Source organism: Pseudomonas sp. BF-R-19 (assembly GCF_019956445.1).
Taxonomy (GTDB): Bacteria; Pseudomonadota; Gammaproteobacteria; order Pseudomonadales; family Pseudomonadaceae; genus Aquipseudomonas; species Aquipseudomonas fluorescens_BH.
The window spans coordinates 1-15,337 of sequence record NZ_JAHBDN010000046.1 but is presented as its reverse complement, the minus strand read 5'-3'; the positions used below and the strand labels follow the sequence as shown (position 1 = coordinate 15,337).

At 62.2% G+C, this 15,337-nt stretch carries 19 protein-coding genes; 11 read left to right on the top strand and 8 right to left on the bottom strand.

Translation table 11 applies throughout. From position 1 onward, the window contains the following. Positions 1–121: 121 nt before the first annotated feature. Together KGB28_RS11165 and KGB28_RS11160 are read left to right on the top strand one after the other, a co-directional pair. Positions 122–1,006: a sugar nucleotide-binding protein gene (locus tag KGB28_RS11165; protein WP_008053852.1), complete on the top strand. Its 885-nt coding sequence runs from the start codon at positions 122–124 to the stop codon at positions 1,004–1,006. Next, positions 999–1,928, top strand: a complete 930-nt coding sequence (locus KGB28_RS11160) for an NAD-dependent epimerase/dehydratase family protein (RefSeq protein WP_223444970.1) — start codon at positions 999–1,001, stop codon at positions 1,926–1,928. Before KGB28_RS11165 ends, KGB28_RS11160 begins: the two co-directional genes overlap by 8 nt. 198 nt (positions 1,929–2,126) lie before the next feature. Here the strand turns inward: KGB28_RS11160 and KGB28_RS11155 are convergent, their stop codons facing one another. From KGB28_RS11155 to KGB28_RS11135, 5 genes are all read right to left on the bottom strand, one after another. Continuing rightward, on the bottom strand, positions 2,127–2,825 hold the full coding sequence (locus KGB28_RS11155) for an OmpW/AlkL family protein (RefSeq protein WP_223444968.1): 699 nt from the start codon (positions 2,823–2,825) through the stop codon (positions 2,127–2,129). A gap of 222 nt (positions 2,826–3,047) precedes the next feature. Beyond that, entirely contained in the window at positions 3,048–3,566 is a 519-nt protein-coding gene (locus KGB28_RS11150) for a DUF3299 domain-containing protein (RefSeq protein WP_090451674.1), read from the bottom strand. 11 nt (positions 3,567–3,577) lie between these two features. Then, complete coding sequence (locus KGB28_RS11145; RefSeq protein WP_057713119.1) at positions 3,578–4,843, bottom strand: ABC transporter permease; 1,266 nt, start codon at positions 4,841–4,843, stop codon at positions 3,578–3,580. A gap of 1 nt (position 4,844) precedes the next feature. After that, entirely contained in the window at positions 4,845–5,555 is a 711-nt protein-coding gene (locus KGB28_RS11140) for an ABC transporter ATP-binding protein (RefSeq protein WP_223444966.1), read from the bottom strand. 134 nt (positions 5,556–5,689) lie between these two features. Beyond that, positions 5,690–6,280, bottom strand: a complete 591-nt coding sequence (locus KGB28_RS11135; RefSeq protein WP_223444964.1) for a DUF2796 domain-containing protein — start codon at positions 6,278–6,280, stop codon at positions 5,690–5,692. A gap of 135 nt (positions 6,281–6,415) precedes the next feature. On the opposite strand from KGB28_RS11135, the gene KGB28_RS11130 reads away from it, so the two are divergent. After that, entirely contained in the window at positions 6,416–6,763 is a 348-nt protein-coding gene (locus KGB28_RS11130) for a hypothetical protein (protein WP_223444962.1), read from the top strand. Here KGB28_RS11130 and trxA read toward each other — a convergent pair. The 3 genes from trxA to KGB28_RS11115 form a co-directional block, all read right to left on the bottom strand. Further along, entirely contained in the window at positions 6,760–7,632 is an 873-nt protein-coding gene (gene trxA, locus KGB28_RS11125) for a thioredoxin (RefSeq protein ID WP_223444960.1), read from the bottom strand. The two genes, KGB28_RS11130 and trxA, sit on opposite strands and share 4 nt — an antisense overlap. A gap of 183 nt (positions 7,633–7,815) precedes the next feature. After that, on the bottom strand, positions 7,816–8,469 hold the full coding sequence (locus tag KGB28_RS11120) for a class I SAM-dependent methyltransferase (protein ID WP_223444958.1): 654 nt from the start codon (positions 8,467–8,469) through the stop codon (positions 7,816–7,818). Further along, positions 8,466–8,930, bottom strand: a complete 465-nt coding sequence (locus tag KGB28_RS11115; protein ID WP_223444956.1) for a YbaY family lipoprotein — start codon at positions 8,928–8,930, stop codon at positions 8,466–8,468. The genes KGB28_RS11120 and KGB28_RS11115 overlap by 4 nt, the downstream gene beginning before the upstream one ends. A gap of 127 nt (positions 8,931–9,057) precedes the next feature. Between KGB28_RS11115 and nrdR the strand changes: the two genes are divergently transcribed. The 8 genes from nrdR (at position 9,058) to KGB28_RS11075 (ending at position 15,032) form a co-directional block, all read left to right on the top strand. Beyond that, positions 9,058–9,522, top strand: a complete 465-nt coding sequence (gene nrdR, locus KGB28_RS11110) for a transcriptional regulator NrdR (RefSeq protein WP_003228656.1) — start codon at positions 9,058–9,060, stop codon at positions 9,520–9,522. Next, positions 9,519–10,652: a bifunctional diaminohydroxyphosphoribosylaminopyrimidine deaminase/5-amino-6-(5-phosphoribosylamino)uracil reductase RibD gene (ribD, locus tag KGB28_RS11105; RefSeq protein ID WP_223444954.1), complete on the top strand. Its 1,134-nt coding sequence runs from the start codon at positions 9,519–9,521 to the stop codon at positions 10,650–10,652. The genes nrdR and ribD overlap by 4 nt, the downstream gene beginning before the upstream one ends. A 47-nt stretch (positions 10,653–10,699) precedes the next feature. Next, positions 10,700–11,365: a riboflavin synthase gene (locus KGB28_RS11100; RefSeq protein WP_223444952.1), complete on the top strand. Its 666-nt coding sequence runs from the start codon at positions 10,700–10,702 to the stop codon at positions 11,363–11,365. A 16-nt stretch (positions 11,366–11,381) separates the two neighbouring features. Then, positions 11,382–12,473, top strand: coding sequence for a bifunctional 3,4-dihydroxy-2-butanone-4-phosphate synthase/GTP cyclohydrolase II (ribBA, locus tag KGB28_RS11095; protein WP_223444950.1), 1,092 nt, complete (start codon positions 11,382–11,384; stop codon positions 12,471–12,473). 91 nt (positions 12,474–12,564) lie between these two features. Further along, entirely contained in the window at positions 12,565–13,041 is a 477-nt protein-coding gene (gene ribE / locus KGB28_RS11090; RefSeq protein ID WP_003228649.1) for a 6,7-dimethyl-8-ribityllumazine synthase, read from the top strand. Further along, positions 13,038–13,538, top strand: coding sequence for a transcription antitermination factor NusB (gene nusB, locus KGB28_RS11085; protein WP_223444926.1), 501 nt, complete (start codon positions 13,038–13,040; stop codon positions 13,536–13,538). The genes ribE and nusB overlap by 4 nt, the downstream gene beginning before the upstream one ends. 28 nt (positions 13,539–13,566) lie before the next feature. Then, on the top strand, positions 13,567–14,532 hold the full coding sequence (thiL, locus tag KGB28_RS11080) for a thiamine-phosphate kinase (RefSeq protein WP_223444924.1): 966 nt from the start codon (positions 13,567–13,569) through the stop codon (positions 14,530–14,532). Next, the gene (locus KGB28_RS11075) at positions 14,529–15,032 is read left to right on the top strand and encodes a phosphatidylglycerophosphatase A (protein ID WP_007970166.1); all 504 of its coding nucleotides are present in this window, start codon (positions 14,529–14,531) and stop codon (positions 15,030–15,032) included. The genes thiL and KGB28_RS11075 overlap by 4 nt, the downstream gene beginning before the upstream one ends. The last annotated feature ends 305 nt before the right edge of the window (positions 15,033–15,337 follow it).

Below are 15,337 nucleotides of genomic sequence, written 5' to 3'. Positions count from 1 at the left end.
TACGGGTGACGGTTGCGCACTAAACCCGCAAAATGCAACGATTCCGGCAATTACCAACGACATCGCCTGGGCGCGGTGTCGATAACGCCATTGTTTCAATCAGACTGGGCCTGCTGACTCTATGCGAATGCGCCTTATGTTACTGGGCGGCGGAAATGCCCTTGGGCAGGCGCTGATTCGCCTCGGTGCGGAGGAAGACATCGGTTTCCTCGCCCCCCGCCCGCCCGAAGACGGCTGGGATGCCGCGAGCCTGACACAATTGCTCGACGACACCCGTCCCGATGCATTGATCAACCTTGCCTACTACTTCGACTGGTTTCAGGCCGAGGCAGTGAGCGAATCGCGCCTGGCCGGCCAGGAGCGCGCGATCGAGCGTCTGGCGGAACTGTGCCAGCACCACAACATCGTTCTGCTGCAACCTTCCAGTTATCGCGTGTTCGACGGCTCCCGCGCCACGGCCTACAGCGAAAAAGACGAACCGGTACCCCTGGGCCTGCGGGGTCAGGCCTTGTGGCGGATCGAGCAAAGCGTGCGCGCCACCTGCCCGCAACACGTGCTGCTGCGTTTCGGCTGGCTGCTGGACGACAGCCCGGATGGCGCCCTTGGCCGCTTTCTCGCCCGTGCGGAACAACCCGAAGAACTGCTGATGGCCGACGACCGACGGGGCAATCCGACGCCGGTCGACGACGCCGCCCGGGTGATCATTTCAGTGCTCAAGCAACTCGATTGCGCCGCGCCGCTGTGGGGCACCTACCACTACGCCGGGCATGAGGCGACCACGCCGCTGGCGCTGGGGCAGGCGATTCTGACCGAAGCCCGCAGCCTGCATCCGCTGGCCATCGAAGCCCCGACCGCCCAGGCCCACGCCGCGCGTCCGGATGCCGCCGAAGAACCGCAACACGCGGTACTGGCCTGCAAGAAAATTCTGCACACCTTCGGGATCAAGCCGCGCGCCTGGCGTGCGGCGCTTCCCGGCCTACTGGACAGGTTCTATCGCCATGGCTGACGGCCCCGTTTTGATCACCGGTGGTGCCGGTTTCATTGGTTCACACCTGACTGACGCCCTGCTTGCCAAGGGCCATGCGGTGCGGATTCTCGATGACCTGTCCAGCGGCAAGCGCAGCAATCTGCCGCTGGACAATCCCAGGGTCGAACTGATCGTCGGCGACGTGGCCGATGCGGCTTTGGTCGCCCAGGCGATGGCCGGATGCAGCGCCGTGGCGCACCTCGCCGCCGTGGCTTCGGTGCAGGCCTCGGTGGACGATCCGGTACGCACGCACCAGAGCAACTTCATCGGCACGCTGAACGTCTGCGAAGCCATGCGCCAGAGCGGGGTCAAGCGCGTGCTGTTTGCCTCCAGTGCGGCGGTGTATGGCAACAATGGCGAAGGTGAGTCGATCGACGAAGACACGCCCAAGGCGCCCCTGACGCCTTACGCGGTGGACAAACTGGCCAGCGAACATTACTTCGACTTCTACCGCCGCCAGCATGCACTGGAGCCGGTAATTTTCCGCTTCTTCAACATCTTCGGCCCGCGCCAGGATCCGTCCTCGCCGTACTCCGGGGTGATCAGCATATTCAGCGAGCGCGCACTGAAGGGTTTACCGATCACGGTGTTCGGCGATGGTGAGCAGACCCGGGATTTTGTCTACGTCGAAGACCTGGTCGACTTGCTGGTGCAGGCCATCGAGAAGCCCAGGGTCGAAGACGGTGCGGTCAACGTTGGCTGGAACCAGGCGACGACCCTTAAGCAAATGCTCGAAGCGCTCGAAGCCGTGGTCGGCAAGCTGCCACCGGTGAGCTACGGCCCGGCGCGCTCCGGTGACATTCGTCATTCCCGGGCGAACAACCGGCGTTTGTTGGAACGCTTCAGTACCACTGAGCAGACCCCGATGCGCGAGGGGCTGGCGCGGTTGCTGGGGCGATAGATCGCTGCCCGGCGGACATGAAAAAGGCGCCTTTTTACAGGCGCCTTTTTCACGGCCGGAATTTACCTGATGCAGGTAGATTCCCTGTGGCGAGGGGGGTGTCGGATCGCCGCACCGCCCCGTTCGACTGCGAAGCAGTCGCCGTCAGTATTTAGTCTGTTCGCCACCAAGCCTCATTCACCACCACGTGAACGTTCTTTAGAACTTGTAACCCAGACCCACCATGTAGATGAACGGGTCTACATCGACGTCCACACGTGCCCGGGTACCTGGGGCAATCGAGTTGTTCTCGACAGTGGCGCGGGTATCGATGTCGATGTAGCGCACCTGGGCGTTGATCATGACGTTGTCGGTCAACATGTAGTCAGCACCGACCTGCCACGCCAGGCCCCAGGAGTTTTCCGCCTTGAAATTGCTGAAACCGGCGGACTGCGCTTGGCTGCCTACGTGTTCGTCGTAGATATAGGTGTAGTTGATGCCGCCGCCGACGTACGGCTGGAAGGCCGACTTAGGATCCAGCGGGTAGTACACCAGGCTCAAGGTCGGTGGCAGGTGCTTGAGGGTGCCGAGTTTGCCGTTGGCCGCGCTCAGAGCCGTGCCCTTGAGTTTCACGTCATGCTCGAACGGTGTGGCCGCCAGCAGCTCGATACCCAGGTGGTTGGTGAGCATGTAGGCGAAGTTCAAGCCCAGTTGCGTGTCGCTGCTCATGGTCGCCTTGCCACCCAGGTCGGCACCAGCGAGCGGGCCTTGATCAACCTTGACGCTGGAGCTGTCGGCTTTCGGGTTGACGGTGATTGCACCAGCGCGAATGAGGATGTCGCCGGCCTCGTGGGCGTGGGCGAGCGGGGCTGCGAGCACGAGGGCAACCAGCGAAGCGCTGAGCATGGACTTGTTCATGGGGGCTCCAAAGGACGTTAAAAATGTTCGATGTCCAATGGTAAGCCGGCTAACTATTCGGTCTTTTGATGCAGCTCAATGAAAGTGGGAAGGGAGTTGTTTTTGTGGTGTTTTTGATGGCCTCATCGCGAGCAAGCTCGCTCCCACAGGGGAAGCGCGTTCCAATGTGGGAGCGAGCTTGCTCGCGATGGCGGACAGACAGTCGACACAAAACCACCGGACTCACTCCGGCAATTCATACAGGTAAATCTTGTCCGCCTCCATCTGATACCCGGCATCCGCCAATTCGCTGGTGGACGCCTTGACCTGCAACGCGCCCTCGATCCAGTAAGGTTGATACAACTCGTCGAGCTTCACGCCGACTTCGCTCTTGACGTGCACGATCTGGTTCGACGGCGGTGGCGGTACATGGATGCAGGCGCCGAAATACGGCACCAGCAGAAACTCGGTGGTGCGTCCTTCCTCGCTCACTTCCAGCGGCACGATGTAGCCCGGCAGGCGAATGTTCTGGCCGTCGAGGGTCTTGACCACCGGTGCGTTGGGCATGTCCTGCTTGGCTGCGGGCGCCGACTCTGCCGAGAGCGTGCTGCTCATCTGCGACAGATCGTGCAGCGGCGTCATGTTCGGCACTTCTTTCGGCGCGTCGGGCGGGATCATCTCCGACCAGGTCAGGTCCTTTGGCTGGGCCGCCCACAGGGGCAGGGCGACCAGCATCAACAGCGCAAGTACAGCGCGGGGCATTTTCAACGTCCTCATAAACGGATCGACAGGCCATCGGCCAGGGATTGGCGATAGGCGCGCCAGGCCGGCACACTGCCCATCAGCAGCGCGGCGATCAGGATGCCACCGAGCAGTGTCCATTCATACTCGCTCGGCCAGGACAGCGGCAGGAACAGACCGTAGTTGGCTTGCACATAACCCTGGGCCGCCGCGATGCACACATACAGCAACGCCACGCCGGCGATCACACCCGATAGCGCCAGGGCAAAGGCCTCGAGCACCAACAGCGTTGCGATGTGCCAGGGACGTGCGCCCACCGAGCGCAGGATCGCCATTTCCCGGCGGCGTTCATTGAGGCTGGTGAGAATGGCCGTGAGCATGCCGATCAACCCGGTCAGCACCACAAACAGCGAGACCACGAACAAGGCTTTTTCCGCGGTGCCCATCAGGCTCCACAGCTCTTGCAACGCCACGCCCGGCAAGATCGCCAGCATCGGCTCACCGCGGAATTCGTTGATTTCCCGTTGTAGGGCAAAGGTCGAAATCTTGTTGTTGAGACCGAGCATGAACGCGGTGATCGCCTGCGGCGTGAGGTCCATGTTGCGCGCCTGATCGGCCGTGATGCGCCCCTCGCCCCGGGCCGGCACGCCGTTGTGCCAGTCGATGTGAATCGCTTCCATGCCACCGAGGCTGATGTGCAGCGTGCGGTCCACCGGCGTGCCGGTGCGCTTGAGAATGCCGACCACGGTGAACGGCTTGTCGTCGTGCTTGACCAGGCTGATCGCTGCCACGCCGTGGGCCAGCACCAGTTTGTCGCCGAGTTTGTAGTGCAGTGCATCGGCCACTTCGGCACCGAGCACCACTTCGAACGGGTCGGTAGCGAAGGCGCGGCCATCGCTCAGTTGCAGGTGTTGCTGGCGACCGTACTGGTAATGCTCGAAGTAGGCTTCGGTGGTGCCCATCACCCGGTAGCCGCGGTGGGAATCGCCGAGGGACATCGGGATCGCCCACTTTACTTTCGGGTTGCTGGCGAAGTGTTCGAAGCTGTCCCAGCGGATGTTGTTGGTGGCGTTGCCGATGCGGAACACCGAGTACAACAACAGGTTCACCGAGCCGGAGCGGGCGCCGACGATCAGGTCGGTACCGCTGATGGTGCTGGCGAAACTGGCCTTGGCTTCGGTGCGCACGCGCTCCACTGCCAGCAGCAGGCACACCGACAAGGCAATGGCGAACGCCGTGAGGATTGCGGTGAAGCGGCGGTTAGCCAGGCTGGCCATGGCTAGACGAAACAGATACATCTCAGACCTCGGACGGGGTGGCGGCGCGATTGAGTTCGGCCAGCGACAGGTTGTGGTCGAACAGCGGCGCCAGGCTCTGGTCGTGGCTGACGAACAACAGGCTCGACCCCGCGTCGCGGCACTCGGCGAACAGCAGGCGAATGAAGTTCTCGCGGGCGTCGTAATCGAGGGCCGAGGTCGGCTCGTCGGCGATCACCAGTTCCGGTTGACCGATCAGCGCTCGGGCGGCGGCGACCCGTTGCTGCTGGCCGATGGACAGTGAGTCGGCACGGCGGCCGAGGATGTTTTCATCCTTCAAACCCAGGTGGGCAAGCAGTGTGGCGGCGGCTTTGTCGACGCTGCCGTGACGTTGTTTCGCCCGTTCGGCGCGCAGTCTGGAGAAGTGGCAGGGCAGTTCGACGTTTTCGCGCACCGACAGAAATGGCAGCAGGTTGAACTGCTGGAAAATGTAGCCGGTGTGGTCGACGCGAAAGTGGTCTCGGGCGCCGGCCGAAAGTTGCGTCAGCTCCTGGCCGAGCAGGCGGATGCTGCCGCGATCAGGCTTTTGCACGCCGCCGAGCAGGCCGAGCAGGGTGGTCTTGCCGCTGCCGCTGGGGCCTTTGAGAAACAGGGTTTCGCCGCGTTCCAGGCGAAACGCCGGGATGTCCAGCAGCGGCGGGTGACCGGGCCAGCTGAAGCCCAGGTCGGACAGTTCGATGAGTGCTTGGGTCATGTGAAACCGGTGTGGTTGGTGGTGAACCCTGTGGGAGCGGGCTTGCTCGCGAAGGCGGTTTTACAGTCACATTGATGTTGCATGGACTGCCGCTTTCGCGAGCAAGCCCGCTCCCACATTCGATTTGCGGTGGATCAGAATTTCAGCGCAGCAGCCTTGGCCGTCACTTCAACCCCTTGCTGCCCGCTCGGGCCGATCAGTTGTACCTGAATTGTCCGGGTCGCCGGGAAGCTATTGAAGAGAGTCGCCAGGTCCAGCGACTTCAGTGCCGCCGGCGTGGCGCAGGTGAACTGATAGCGAGCGTGGATTTCGCTGTGATCATGGTGATGCTCGTGGCCGTCTTCGTCCTTGGCGTCTTCATCGTGATCATCGTCGGCATCGGGCTTGTCGCCGAACAACGGGCTTTCCAGTTCCTGGTTCTCCACCACGCAACCGGCGGCTTTTGGCAGGTTGAACAAGGCCAGTGGCTGCTCGAGTTGCGCGCGGGCGGCGGCGACCTTGGCTTTGTCTGCATCGCTGGTGGCGACATGCTCGAAACCCACCAGGTTCATGGCCGGGCTTTCCAGCTCCAGCTCCAGGATCTTGCCGTCCAGCGCCGCGTTCAGGCGTCCCACGCCATGTTCGTGGGCGCCCAGGCTGCCATGCTCATGATCGTGTTCGTCGGCGGCATGGGCGACAGCCAGCGGCAACATGGCAAACGGCAGAGCGAGAAGCAGACGACGCATGACGAGTCTCCGAAAAGTAAAATGAAGAAATTGTTATGTAATCTTATAACGTAAGTGCGGAGAGTTTGACTGCCTGCTTGGCGTTGCACAAGTCCCATGGGAGCATGCCGGGAAGAAATGTGCGGGAGCAGACCTATGTTGCGAATTCGCGGAAGCATCGGCGACTGGCCGGTGGATTTGACCCTGGAGATGGACGACGCGGACTGGGCGCGGCTAGGGGCGCAGTTGCAGGTGGAAAAATCCGCAGTCAGCGTGCCAGCGGCAAAACCGCTGAATCAGGATGATGCGCTGTGGCAGATCGCCAGGGATTTGCTGCGCAAGGCAGGACAGCTCAGCGGGCCGGACTTGCTCGATCAACTCGAAGGCCTGACCGGGAGCGCGGCGGCAGGCAAGCGCCTGCTGGTGCGATTGCGCCATAGTTCGGATGTGAAGGTAGTGAGCGGCGGGGATACGCCGCTCTACAGCTGGATCGAGACGGATTAGTACAGCGCGGCAAACAACTTGCGGCGGTAGGTGCTCACCAACGGATGATCGTTGCCAAGCAACTCGAACACTTGCAGCAAGGTCTTGTGCGGCAAGCCTTCGCTGTAGCTGCGGTTGCGGATGAACAACTTCAGCAAGGCATCCAGCGCGGCATCGTACTGCTGACGGGCCAGTTGCTGGATCGCCAGTTGATAGACCGCCTCATCGTCCAGCGGGTCTTTGGCCAGACGGGCCTTCAGGTCGGCGGCATCCGGCAGGTTCTTGGCCAAACCGAGAAACTTGATCTGCGCCTTGGCGCCGGCCAGCGCGGCCTTGTGCTCGTCGCTCTTGACCGCATCCAGCACGGCTTGCGCTTCGCCCAGTTCACCGCGCTCGGTCAGGCAGCGGGCGTACAGGATCAGCGCCTTGGCGTTGGTGTTGTCTTCACCCAGGATCACCTTGAGCAGCGCTTCGGCATCGGCAAAACGGCTGTCATCGAACAGCGCCTGGGCCTGTTCGAACGGATCGGCAGCGGCCGGTGGCGGCATCTGTACATGGGGTTCGAGCAGGGCGCGCACGGCGGATTCGGGCTGGGCACCGGCAAAGCCGTCGACAGGCTGGCCGTCCTTGAACAGCACCACGGTCGGCAGGCTGCGGATGCCGAAGCGGGCGACGATGTCTTGTTCGAGGTCGCAGTTGACCTTGGCCAGCAGCAACTCACCCTGATAGCTCTCGGCAATGCTCTGCAACATCGGCATCAACACTTTGCAGGGTGCGCACCATTCGGCCCAGAAATCCACCAGCACCGGCTTGTGGAAAGAGTTCTCGATCACCGACTGGTCGAAATCGGCAGTCGTGGCGTCGAAGATGTACGGCGTTTCCTGACTCATGGGCAATCTCGTAAAAGCGTGAATGGGGCAACTATACGGCTTGGTGGGGGGCGGCCGGAAGCGGGGTGGCTGTGAGAGGTGCATTGCCTGACCGGGCGCCTTCGAGAGCAAGCCCGCTCCCACACTGGATCTATGTCGTTCATTAATCCCCTGTGGGAGCGAGCCTGCTCGCGAAGCTTCTAGCTAGCGTTGCGCGTGATACAGGCTCACATGCCGAAACTCGTGGGGCTCGGCCAGATCCGGCAGGGTCATGGCTTCGAGCATCTCTATGCGGCGGTACAACGGATGGCGAAAGTCCCGCACTCGGGAATCCGCCACCAGCGCCTCTCGACCACGGCTGAGGAACTGGTCGAGCAGCGGCAGGTTGGCCCGGTCGTACAGCACATCCGCCACCAGGATCAGATCGAAGCGATCGGCCTCGGCGAAAAAGTCCGTCGAGTAATTGAGCTGTACATCATTGAGCTCGGCGTTGGCCCGACACGCGGCAATCGCCAACGGGTCGAGGTCGCAGGCCAGCACTTCGAGTGCGCCGGCCTTGGCGGCGGCAATCCCCGCCACCCCGGAACCGGCACCGAAATCCAGCACGCGCTTGCCTTCGACCCAATGCGGGTTTGCAGCCAGATAACGGGCCACGGCCAAGCCGCTGGCCCAGCAGAAACTCCAGTATGGCGGCTCATGCAGAATGCGCCGGGTCTCTTCCGGGCTGAAGGCGCGGTCCATGTTGTCGCCGTCGATCAGCCACAACTTCAGGTCGGTCCCTGGTAACTCACAGGCGACCAATTGCGCATCACCGAGCAGTTCACCCAACGCCTTTTGCAGGTCGAGCGGTGCACTCATGGGGCTTTGACGAATTGCAGTTGGCCCAGGGCCTGGGTGGTCGGCTGGGTAATCAGCTGCGACGGCAAGTGCAGGATCAGCTGCCCGGACTGACTGGCGCGGCCTCGCAGTTCAACACGGGCCCCGGCCGGGAAGGATTCCGGATTGAAGCGCAGGTGAAATGGCAGCACCTGGTTGTTGCCGATCAGGCTGGAACTGGCGAGCAATTGTTGCGGGCGGTCCTTATCGTCGATCACCAGCAATGCCAGTTCGACTTCAGCGCCGGCCGGTACGCCTTGCAAGGTGCCGCTCAGTTCACGCTGATAGGCGGGCAGCGGGCCGAGCTCGGCGGCTTCCCGGGCTTTCTTCTGCGCTTGCTGTGGCGCCGGGCCAGGCGTTGGCGGCTGGGGCTTGGGTGCATCGCTGCCGCAAGCCACCAGCAGGCTGAAAACACTGAGCAAAATGAGCGGACGTAACGACATTGGTGGCTCCATAAAGCTGAATTCCATGGATCAAGTGATCATCCCGTCTGTATACCGCAAACCCTATGGCTTGTCTTGCCACCGGGATGCGCTACCATGGCCCTCCCTTTTTTTGTTGCCTGCCACCATGCACTGTCCCTTCTGCGGTGCCAACGACACCAAGGTCATCGACTCGCGTCTGGTCGCCGAGGGCGAACAGGTGCGCCGCCGGCGTGAATGCCTGGCCTGCGGCGAGCGTTTCACGACGTTCGAGACGGCTGAACTGGTGTTGCCGCGCCTGATCAAAACCGACGGCAGTCGCCAGCCGTTCGACGAAGAAAAACTCCGCGCCGGCATGCAGCGCGCGCTGGAGAAGCGCCCGGTGAGTGTCGAGCGCCTCGAATCGTCGCTGGTGCACATCAAACACAAACTGCGCGCCACCGGCGAACGCGAGGTCAAATCCCTCGTGGTCGGCGAACTGGTGATGGCCGAGCTGCAGAAGCTCGACGAAGTCGCCTACATCCGCTTCGCTTCGGTATATCGCCGCTTCCAGGACCTCAACGAGTTCCGCGAAGAGATCGATCGCCTGGCCCGTGAACCGGTGAAAGAATGACCACGCCCGCAGAACTTGCCATCCTCGACGCCCATTTCATGGCCCGTGCCCTGGAACTGGCGCGCAAGGGGCATTACACGACGCACCCCAATCCGCGGGTCGGTTGCGTGATCGTGCAGGGCGGGCAGATTGTCGGCGAAGGCTGGCACGAGCGGGCCGGCGAGCCCCACGCTGAAGTCCACGCCTTGCGCACGGCCGGTGAGCAGGCTCGTGGCGCCACCGCTTACGTGACGCTTGAACCTTGCAGCCACCACGGCCGCACACCGCCTTGCGCCGATGCACTGGTGAATGCCGGTGTGGCGCGGGTGGTCGCGGCGATGCAGGACCCGAACCCGGAAGTCGCCGGTCGCGGTCTGCAACGCCTGGCCCAGGCCGGCATCGCCACCGAAAGCGGCGTGCTGGAGGGCGAGGCGCGCAAGCTCAACCAAGGCTTCCTGAAACGCATGGAACACGGCTTGCCGTTCGTGCGGGTCAAATTGGCGATGAGCCTCGACGGTCGCACGGCGATGGAAAGCGGCGAAAGCCAGTGGATCACCGGCCCGGCGGCGCGCTCGGCCGTTCAGCGTCTGCGCGCGCAAGCCAGTGTGGTGCTGACCGGTGCCGACACGGTGCTGGCGGACAACGCCCGTTTGACCGTGCGCGCCGATGAACTGGGTCTGGATGCCGAACAAACGGCACTGGCCATGAGCCGACCACCGCTGCGGGTGTTGGTCGACGGGCGCCTGCGGGTGCCGCTGGATGCACCGTTCTTCAAGGCCGGCCCGGCGTTGGTCGCTACCTGCGTGGCGGTGGAAGAGCAATACGCCAACGGCCCGGAATGCCTGATCGTGCCCGGCTATGATGGTCAGGTCGATCTGCGCCAGCTATTGGTTGAACTCGCCGCCCGTGGCGTCAACGAAGTGCTGGTCGAGGCCGGCCCGCGCCTGGCAGGTGCCTTTGCCCAACTCGGTCTGGTGGACGAGTTCCAGATTTTCATTGCTGGCAAGTTTTTGGGTTCCTCGGCGCGGCCGTTGCTGGATTGGCCGCTCGCGCAAATGAAGGATGCGCCGGAGCTCAAAATCACCGAAATTCGTGCGGTTGGCGATGACTGGCGAGTCACTGCCATTCCTTCGCCAGCAGTGAGCGTATAATTTCCGGCCATCGCGCAAGCTTTGGCTTTGTTCTCGAGGAGAACCTCATGTTTACCGGCATCATCGAATCCATCGGCAGTATTCGTGCATTGACCCCAAAGGGCGGTGATGTGCGGGTTCACGTCGAAACCGGCAAGCTCGACCTGAGCGACGTCAAACTGGGTGACAGCATCGCAGTCAACGGCGTGTGCCTGACTGCCGTTGAATTGCCGGGCAATGGCTTTGCGGCGGACGTCAGTCGCGAAACCCTCGACTGCACCGCCATGAATGACCTGAAAAGCGGCAGCCCGGTCAATCTGGAAAAAGCCCTGACCCCGACCACTCGCCTCGGCGGGCATCTGGTCAGCGGTCACGTCGACGGTGTGGGCGAAGTGGTTGCCCGTACCGAGAACGCGCGCGCCGTGGAATTCCGCATCCGCGCGCCGAAGGAGCTGGCCAAGTACATCGCCCATAAAGGCTCGATCACCGTCGACGGCACCAGCCTCACCGTGAATGCGGTCGATGGCGCCGAGTTCCTGCTGACCATCATTCCCCACACCCTGAGCGAAACCATCATGGCGTCGTACCAGCCAGGTCGCCGGGTGAACCTGGAAGTGGACTTGCTGGCCCGTTACCTGGAGCGTCTGCTGCTGGGCGACAAGGCTGCAGAGCCGACTGCTGGCAGCAACATTACCGAAAGCTTTCTGGCCGCCAACGGCTACCTCAAATCCTGACTCAAGGGGGTGCCTTGTGGCGCTCAATAGCATCGAAGAACTGGTTGAAGACATCCGCCAAGGCAAGATGGTCATCCTCATGGATGACGAAGACCGCGAGAACGAAGGCGACCTGATCATGGCCGCCGAGTGCTGCAAGCCCGAGCACATCAACTTCATGGCCAAGCACGCCCGTGGCCTGATCTGCATGCCGATGAGCCGCGAGCGCTGCGAACTGCTCAAGCTGCCGTTGATGGCGCCGCGCAATGGTTCCGGTTTCGGCACCAAGTTCACCGTATCGATCGAAGCGGCCACCGGTGTGACCACCGGCATTTCCGCCGCCGACCGTGCGCGCACCGTGCAGGCTGCCGCCGCTCGTGATGCCAAGGCTGAAGACATCGTCAGCCCGGGCCACATCTTCCCGCTGATGGCCCAGGCCGGCGGCACCCTGGCCCGTGCTGGCCACACTGAAGCTGCCTGCGACCTGGCGCGCATGGCCGGTTTCGAGCCGAGTGGCGTGATCTGCGAAGTGATGAACGACGACGGCACCATGTCCCGTCGCGCCGAGCTGGAAGCTTTTGCCGCTGAACACGACATCAAGATCGGCACCATCGCCGACCTGATTCACTACCGGATGATCCACGAACGTACCGTTCAGCGGATTGCCGAGCAGCCACTGGACAGCGAACTGGGCCAATTCAACCTGGTGACCTATCGTGATTCGGTGGAAGGCGACGTGCACATGGCGCTGACCCTGGGCAACGTGTGTGCCGAAGAACCGACCCTGGTTCGGGTGCACAACATGGACCCGCTGCGCGACCTGCTGATGGTCAAGCAACCGGGCCGCTGGAGCCTGCGCGCCGCCATGGCCACGGTTGCCGAGGCCGGCAGCGGCGTGGTGCTGTTGCTCGGTCACCCGCTCGATGGCGACGTGTTGCTCGCGCATATCCGCGAAACCGCTGATCACGCCCCGGTGAAAAAACCGACCACCTACAGCACTGTCGGTGCCGGTTCGCAGATCCTGCGTGACCTCGGTGTGCGCAAAATGCGCCTGATGTCGGCACCCATGAAATTTAATGCGATATCCGGTTTCGATCTGGAAGTTGTAGAATACGTGCCCTCCGAATAATGACCGGTTGTTTCCGGCCTTGAATTCGCGGTTCAAATATCACCGAGGGACGCGTACGAGACGCGTCCCGGCTCTTTAAGAGATCTATCGAATGACCCTGAAGACCATCGAAGGTACCTTCATCGCCCCTAAAGGCCGCTACGCTCTGGTAGTGGGCCGTTTCAACAGCTTCGTCGTTGAAAGCCTGGTCAGCGGTGCTGTTGATGCCCTGGTTCGCCACGGCGTGAGCGAAAGCGACATCACCATCATCCGCGCACCTGGCGCCTTCGAAATCCCGCTGGTTGCGCAGAAAGTCGCCCAGAAAGGCGAATTCGCGGCAATCATCGCCCTCGGTGCGGTCATTCGTGGCGGCACTCCGCACTTCGAATACGTGGCGGGCGAGTGCACCAAGGGCCTGGCCCAGGTGTCCATGGAGTTCGGCGTTCCGGTCGCTTTCGGCGTCCTGACCGTTGATTCCATCGAGCAAGCCATTGAACGTTCCGGCACCAAGGCCGGTAACAAAGGTGCTGAAGCTGCCCTGTCCGCTCTGGAAATGGTCAGCCTGCTGGCGCAGTTGGAGGCCAAGTGATTAGCGACGAAAGCGATCGTTTCAACCCGCGCGATCCAAAGCCTGCGGATGCCGGCAAGCCATCGAAAAGCGTCAAGCGTCGCGAAGCCCGTCAGCTCGCGACCCAGGCGCTGTACCAATGGCATATGGCCAAGCAGTCGCTGAACGAGATCGAAGCGCAGTTTCGGGTCGATAACGATTTCACCGATGTCGATGGCGCCTACTTCCGCGAGATCCTGCACGGGGTTCCGCAGTTCAAGAGCGAAATCGACACCGCGCTCACGCCATGCCTGGACTTGACCATCGAAGAGCTGGACCCGGTTGAACTGGCGGTTCTGCGCCTGTCCACCTGGGAACTGCTCAAGCGCGCCGACGTGCCGTACCGCGTTGTGATCAACGAGGGTATCGAACTGGCCAAGGTCTTCGGTTCCACCGACGGCCACAAGTTCGTCAACGGCGTGCTCGACAAGCTGGCCCCGCGTCTGCGTGAAGCTGAAGTGAAGGCTTTCAAGCGCTGATCGGCGCTTGGAATGTCGACACGAAGCCATGGGCGAGTTTGAGCTGATCCGCAATTTCTTCGCCGCCGCGCCTTGTGCGCAGGGCGGCGAAGGCGTTGCCCTCGGGATCGGTGATGACTGCGCCTTGCTGGCTGTTCCTCCCGGGGAGCAGTTGGCAATTTCTACCGATACGTTGGTGGCCGGCGTGCATTTCGCCGATCCCTGCGATCCGTTTCTGCTCGGTCAGCGCTCGCTGGCCGTGGCCGTCAGCGACCTGGCCGCCATGGGCGCCACCCCCATTGCCTTTACCCTTGCCCTGACCTTGCCGACGGTGACCGCCGATTGGCTGCAAGCCTATGCCCGTGGTTTGAACCAGATGGCGCAAAGCTGCGGAGTGGCACTGGTGGGTGGCGACACGACCCGTGGGCCGCTGAGCCTGACCATGACCGTGTTCGGGCGCGTACCGGCCGGTTTGGCGCTGACCCGCAGCGGAGCGCGCTCGGGCGACCTGTTGTGTGTCGGCGGCAACCTGGGCAATGCCGCCGGTGCCTTGCCCCTGGTGCTCGGCCAGCGCACAGCCGAAGCGAGCATTGCCGAGCCGTTGCTGGCGCATTACTGGTCGCCGCAACCGCAACTCGGTTTGGGTCAGGCGCTACGGGGCAAGGCCACTTCGGCAATGGATATCTCTGACGGCCTGCTCGCTGATTGCGGGCATATCGCGCTGGCGTCGAAGGTCGGTATCGAAGTCGAGCGGGATCGATTGCCGCTGTCGCAGAGCCTGGTCGACTTTCTCGGTCAATCGGACGCACAGGTCGCGGCACTGAGCGGCGGCGACGATTACGTCCTGGCCTTCACCTTACCGTCCGTCGAGTTGCCGCTATTGCTGGCCGACGGCTGGCCGATCCATGTGATTGGGCGGGTGGTGACGGGGCAGGGCGTGACACTGCTGGATGCCGATGGCAAAGACATCACCCCGCAATCCCGGGGTTATCAACATTTTCGGGAGTCACCGTGACAGATCATCCCAAACAGGTCCCGGCGGAGTTCGTACCGCCGTCGGTCTGGCGTAATCCATGGCACTTCCTGGCGTTCGGCTTTGGCTCGGGCACCTTGCCAAAAGCGCCCGGCACTTGGGGGTCGTTGGTTGCGCTGCCCTTTATCCCGTTGTGGCAGATGCTGCCCGACTGGGGTTACTGGCTGATGCTGGGCATCACCATGCTGTTCGGCTTCTGGCTGTGCGGCAAAGTGGCCGACGATTTGCGGGTACACGACCATGAAGGCATCGTCTGGGACGAAATGGTCGGGATGTGGATCACCCTGTGGCTGGTGCCGGAAGGCTGGCAGTGGTTGCTGGCGGGTTTCCTGATGTTCCGCTTCTTCGACATTCTCAAGCCATGGCCGATTCGCTGGATTGACCGGCACGTACATGGCGGCGTCGGCATCATGCTCGATGATGTCCTGGCCGGGGTGTTCGCCTGGTTGGCGATGCAGGGACTGGTGTGGTTTTTCGCCTGACCGGGGATTTCCAGGCGTTGATCATGAGAGCTGTTGATTCGAACTGACACGGTTCTTAAGGCTGATGATGTATCCATTGTGGGAGCGGGCTTGCTCGCGAAAGCGGTGTGTCATGCAACATTGATGTCGATTGACACGACGCCTTCGCGAGCAAGCCCGCTCCCACATTGATTGTGGTGCGGCGTATATCAAACATTTTGATAGTTATCGCCGATAATTCAGCCTAAGCGTCCTCCGGAACCTGCTGTTACAATGCCGGCTCTGCGAATCTTCAGACTTTTAGATCAGGAGCACACCGGTGCCTG

Coding starts and splice junctions, on each gene's coding strand:
- KGB28_RS11140 (WP_223444966.1), bottom strand. CDS start 5,555: ATGACCCAAGCACTCATCGAACTGTCCGACCTGGGCTTCAGCTGGCCC.
- KGB28_RS11150 (WP_090451674.1), bottom strand. CDS start 3,566: ATGCCCCGCGCTGTACTTGCGCTGTTGATGCTGGTCGCCCTGCCCCTG.
- KGB28_RS11135 (WP_223444964.1), bottom strand. CDS start 6,280: ATGCGTCGTCTGCTTCTCGCTCTGCCGTTTGCCATGTTGCCGCTGGCT.
- KGB28_RS11160 (WP_223444970.1), top strand. CDS start 999: ATGGCTGACGGCCCCGTTTTGATCACCGGTGGTGCCGGTTTCATTGGT.
- KGB28_RS11145 (WP_057713119.1), bottom strand. CDS start 4,843: ATGTATCTGTTTCGTCTAGCCATGGCCAGCCTGGCTAACCGCCGCTTC.
- KGB28_RS11130 (WP_223444962.1), top strand. CDS start 6,416: ATGTTGCGAATTCGCGGAAGCATCGGCGACTGGCCGGTGGATTTGACC.
- trxA (WP_223444960.1), bottom strand. CDS start 7,632: ATGAGTCAGGAAACGCCGTACATCTTCGACGCCACGACTGCCGATTTC.
- ribE (WP_003228649.1), top strand. CDS start 12,565: ATGACCCTGAAGACCATCGAAGGTACCTTCATCGCCCCTAAAGGCCGC.
- KGB28_RS11165 (WP_008053852.1), top strand. CDS start 122: ATGCGAATGCGCCTTATGTTACTGGGCGGCGGAAATGCCCTTGGGCAG.
- nrdR (WP_003228656.1), top strand. CDS start 9,058: ATGCACTGTCCCTTCTGCGGTGCCAACGACACCAAGGTCATCGACTCG.
- KGB28_RS11100 (WP_223444952.1), top strand. CDS start 10,700: ATGTTTACCGGCATCATCGAATCCATCGGCAGTATTCGTGCATTGACC.
- ribD (WP_223444954.1), top strand. CDS start 9,519: ATGACCACGCCCGCAGAACTTGCCATCCTCGACGCCCATTTCATGGCC.
- KGB28_RS11120 (WP_223444958.1), bottom strand. CDS start 8,469: ATGAGTGCACCGCTCGACCTGCAAAAGGCGTTGGGTGAACTGCTCGGT.
- thiL (WP_223444924.1), top strand. CDS start 13,567: ATGGGCGAGTTTGAGCTGATCCGCAATTTCTTCGCCGCCGCGCCTTGT.
- KGB28_RS11155 (WP_223444968.1), bottom strand. CDS start 2,825: ATGAACAAGTCCATGCTCAGCGCTTCGCTGGTTGCCCTCGTGCTCGCA.
- KGB28_RS11115 (WP_223444956.1), bottom strand. CDS start 8,930: ATGTCGTTACGTCCGCTCATTTTGCTCAGTGTTTTCAGCCTGCTGGTG.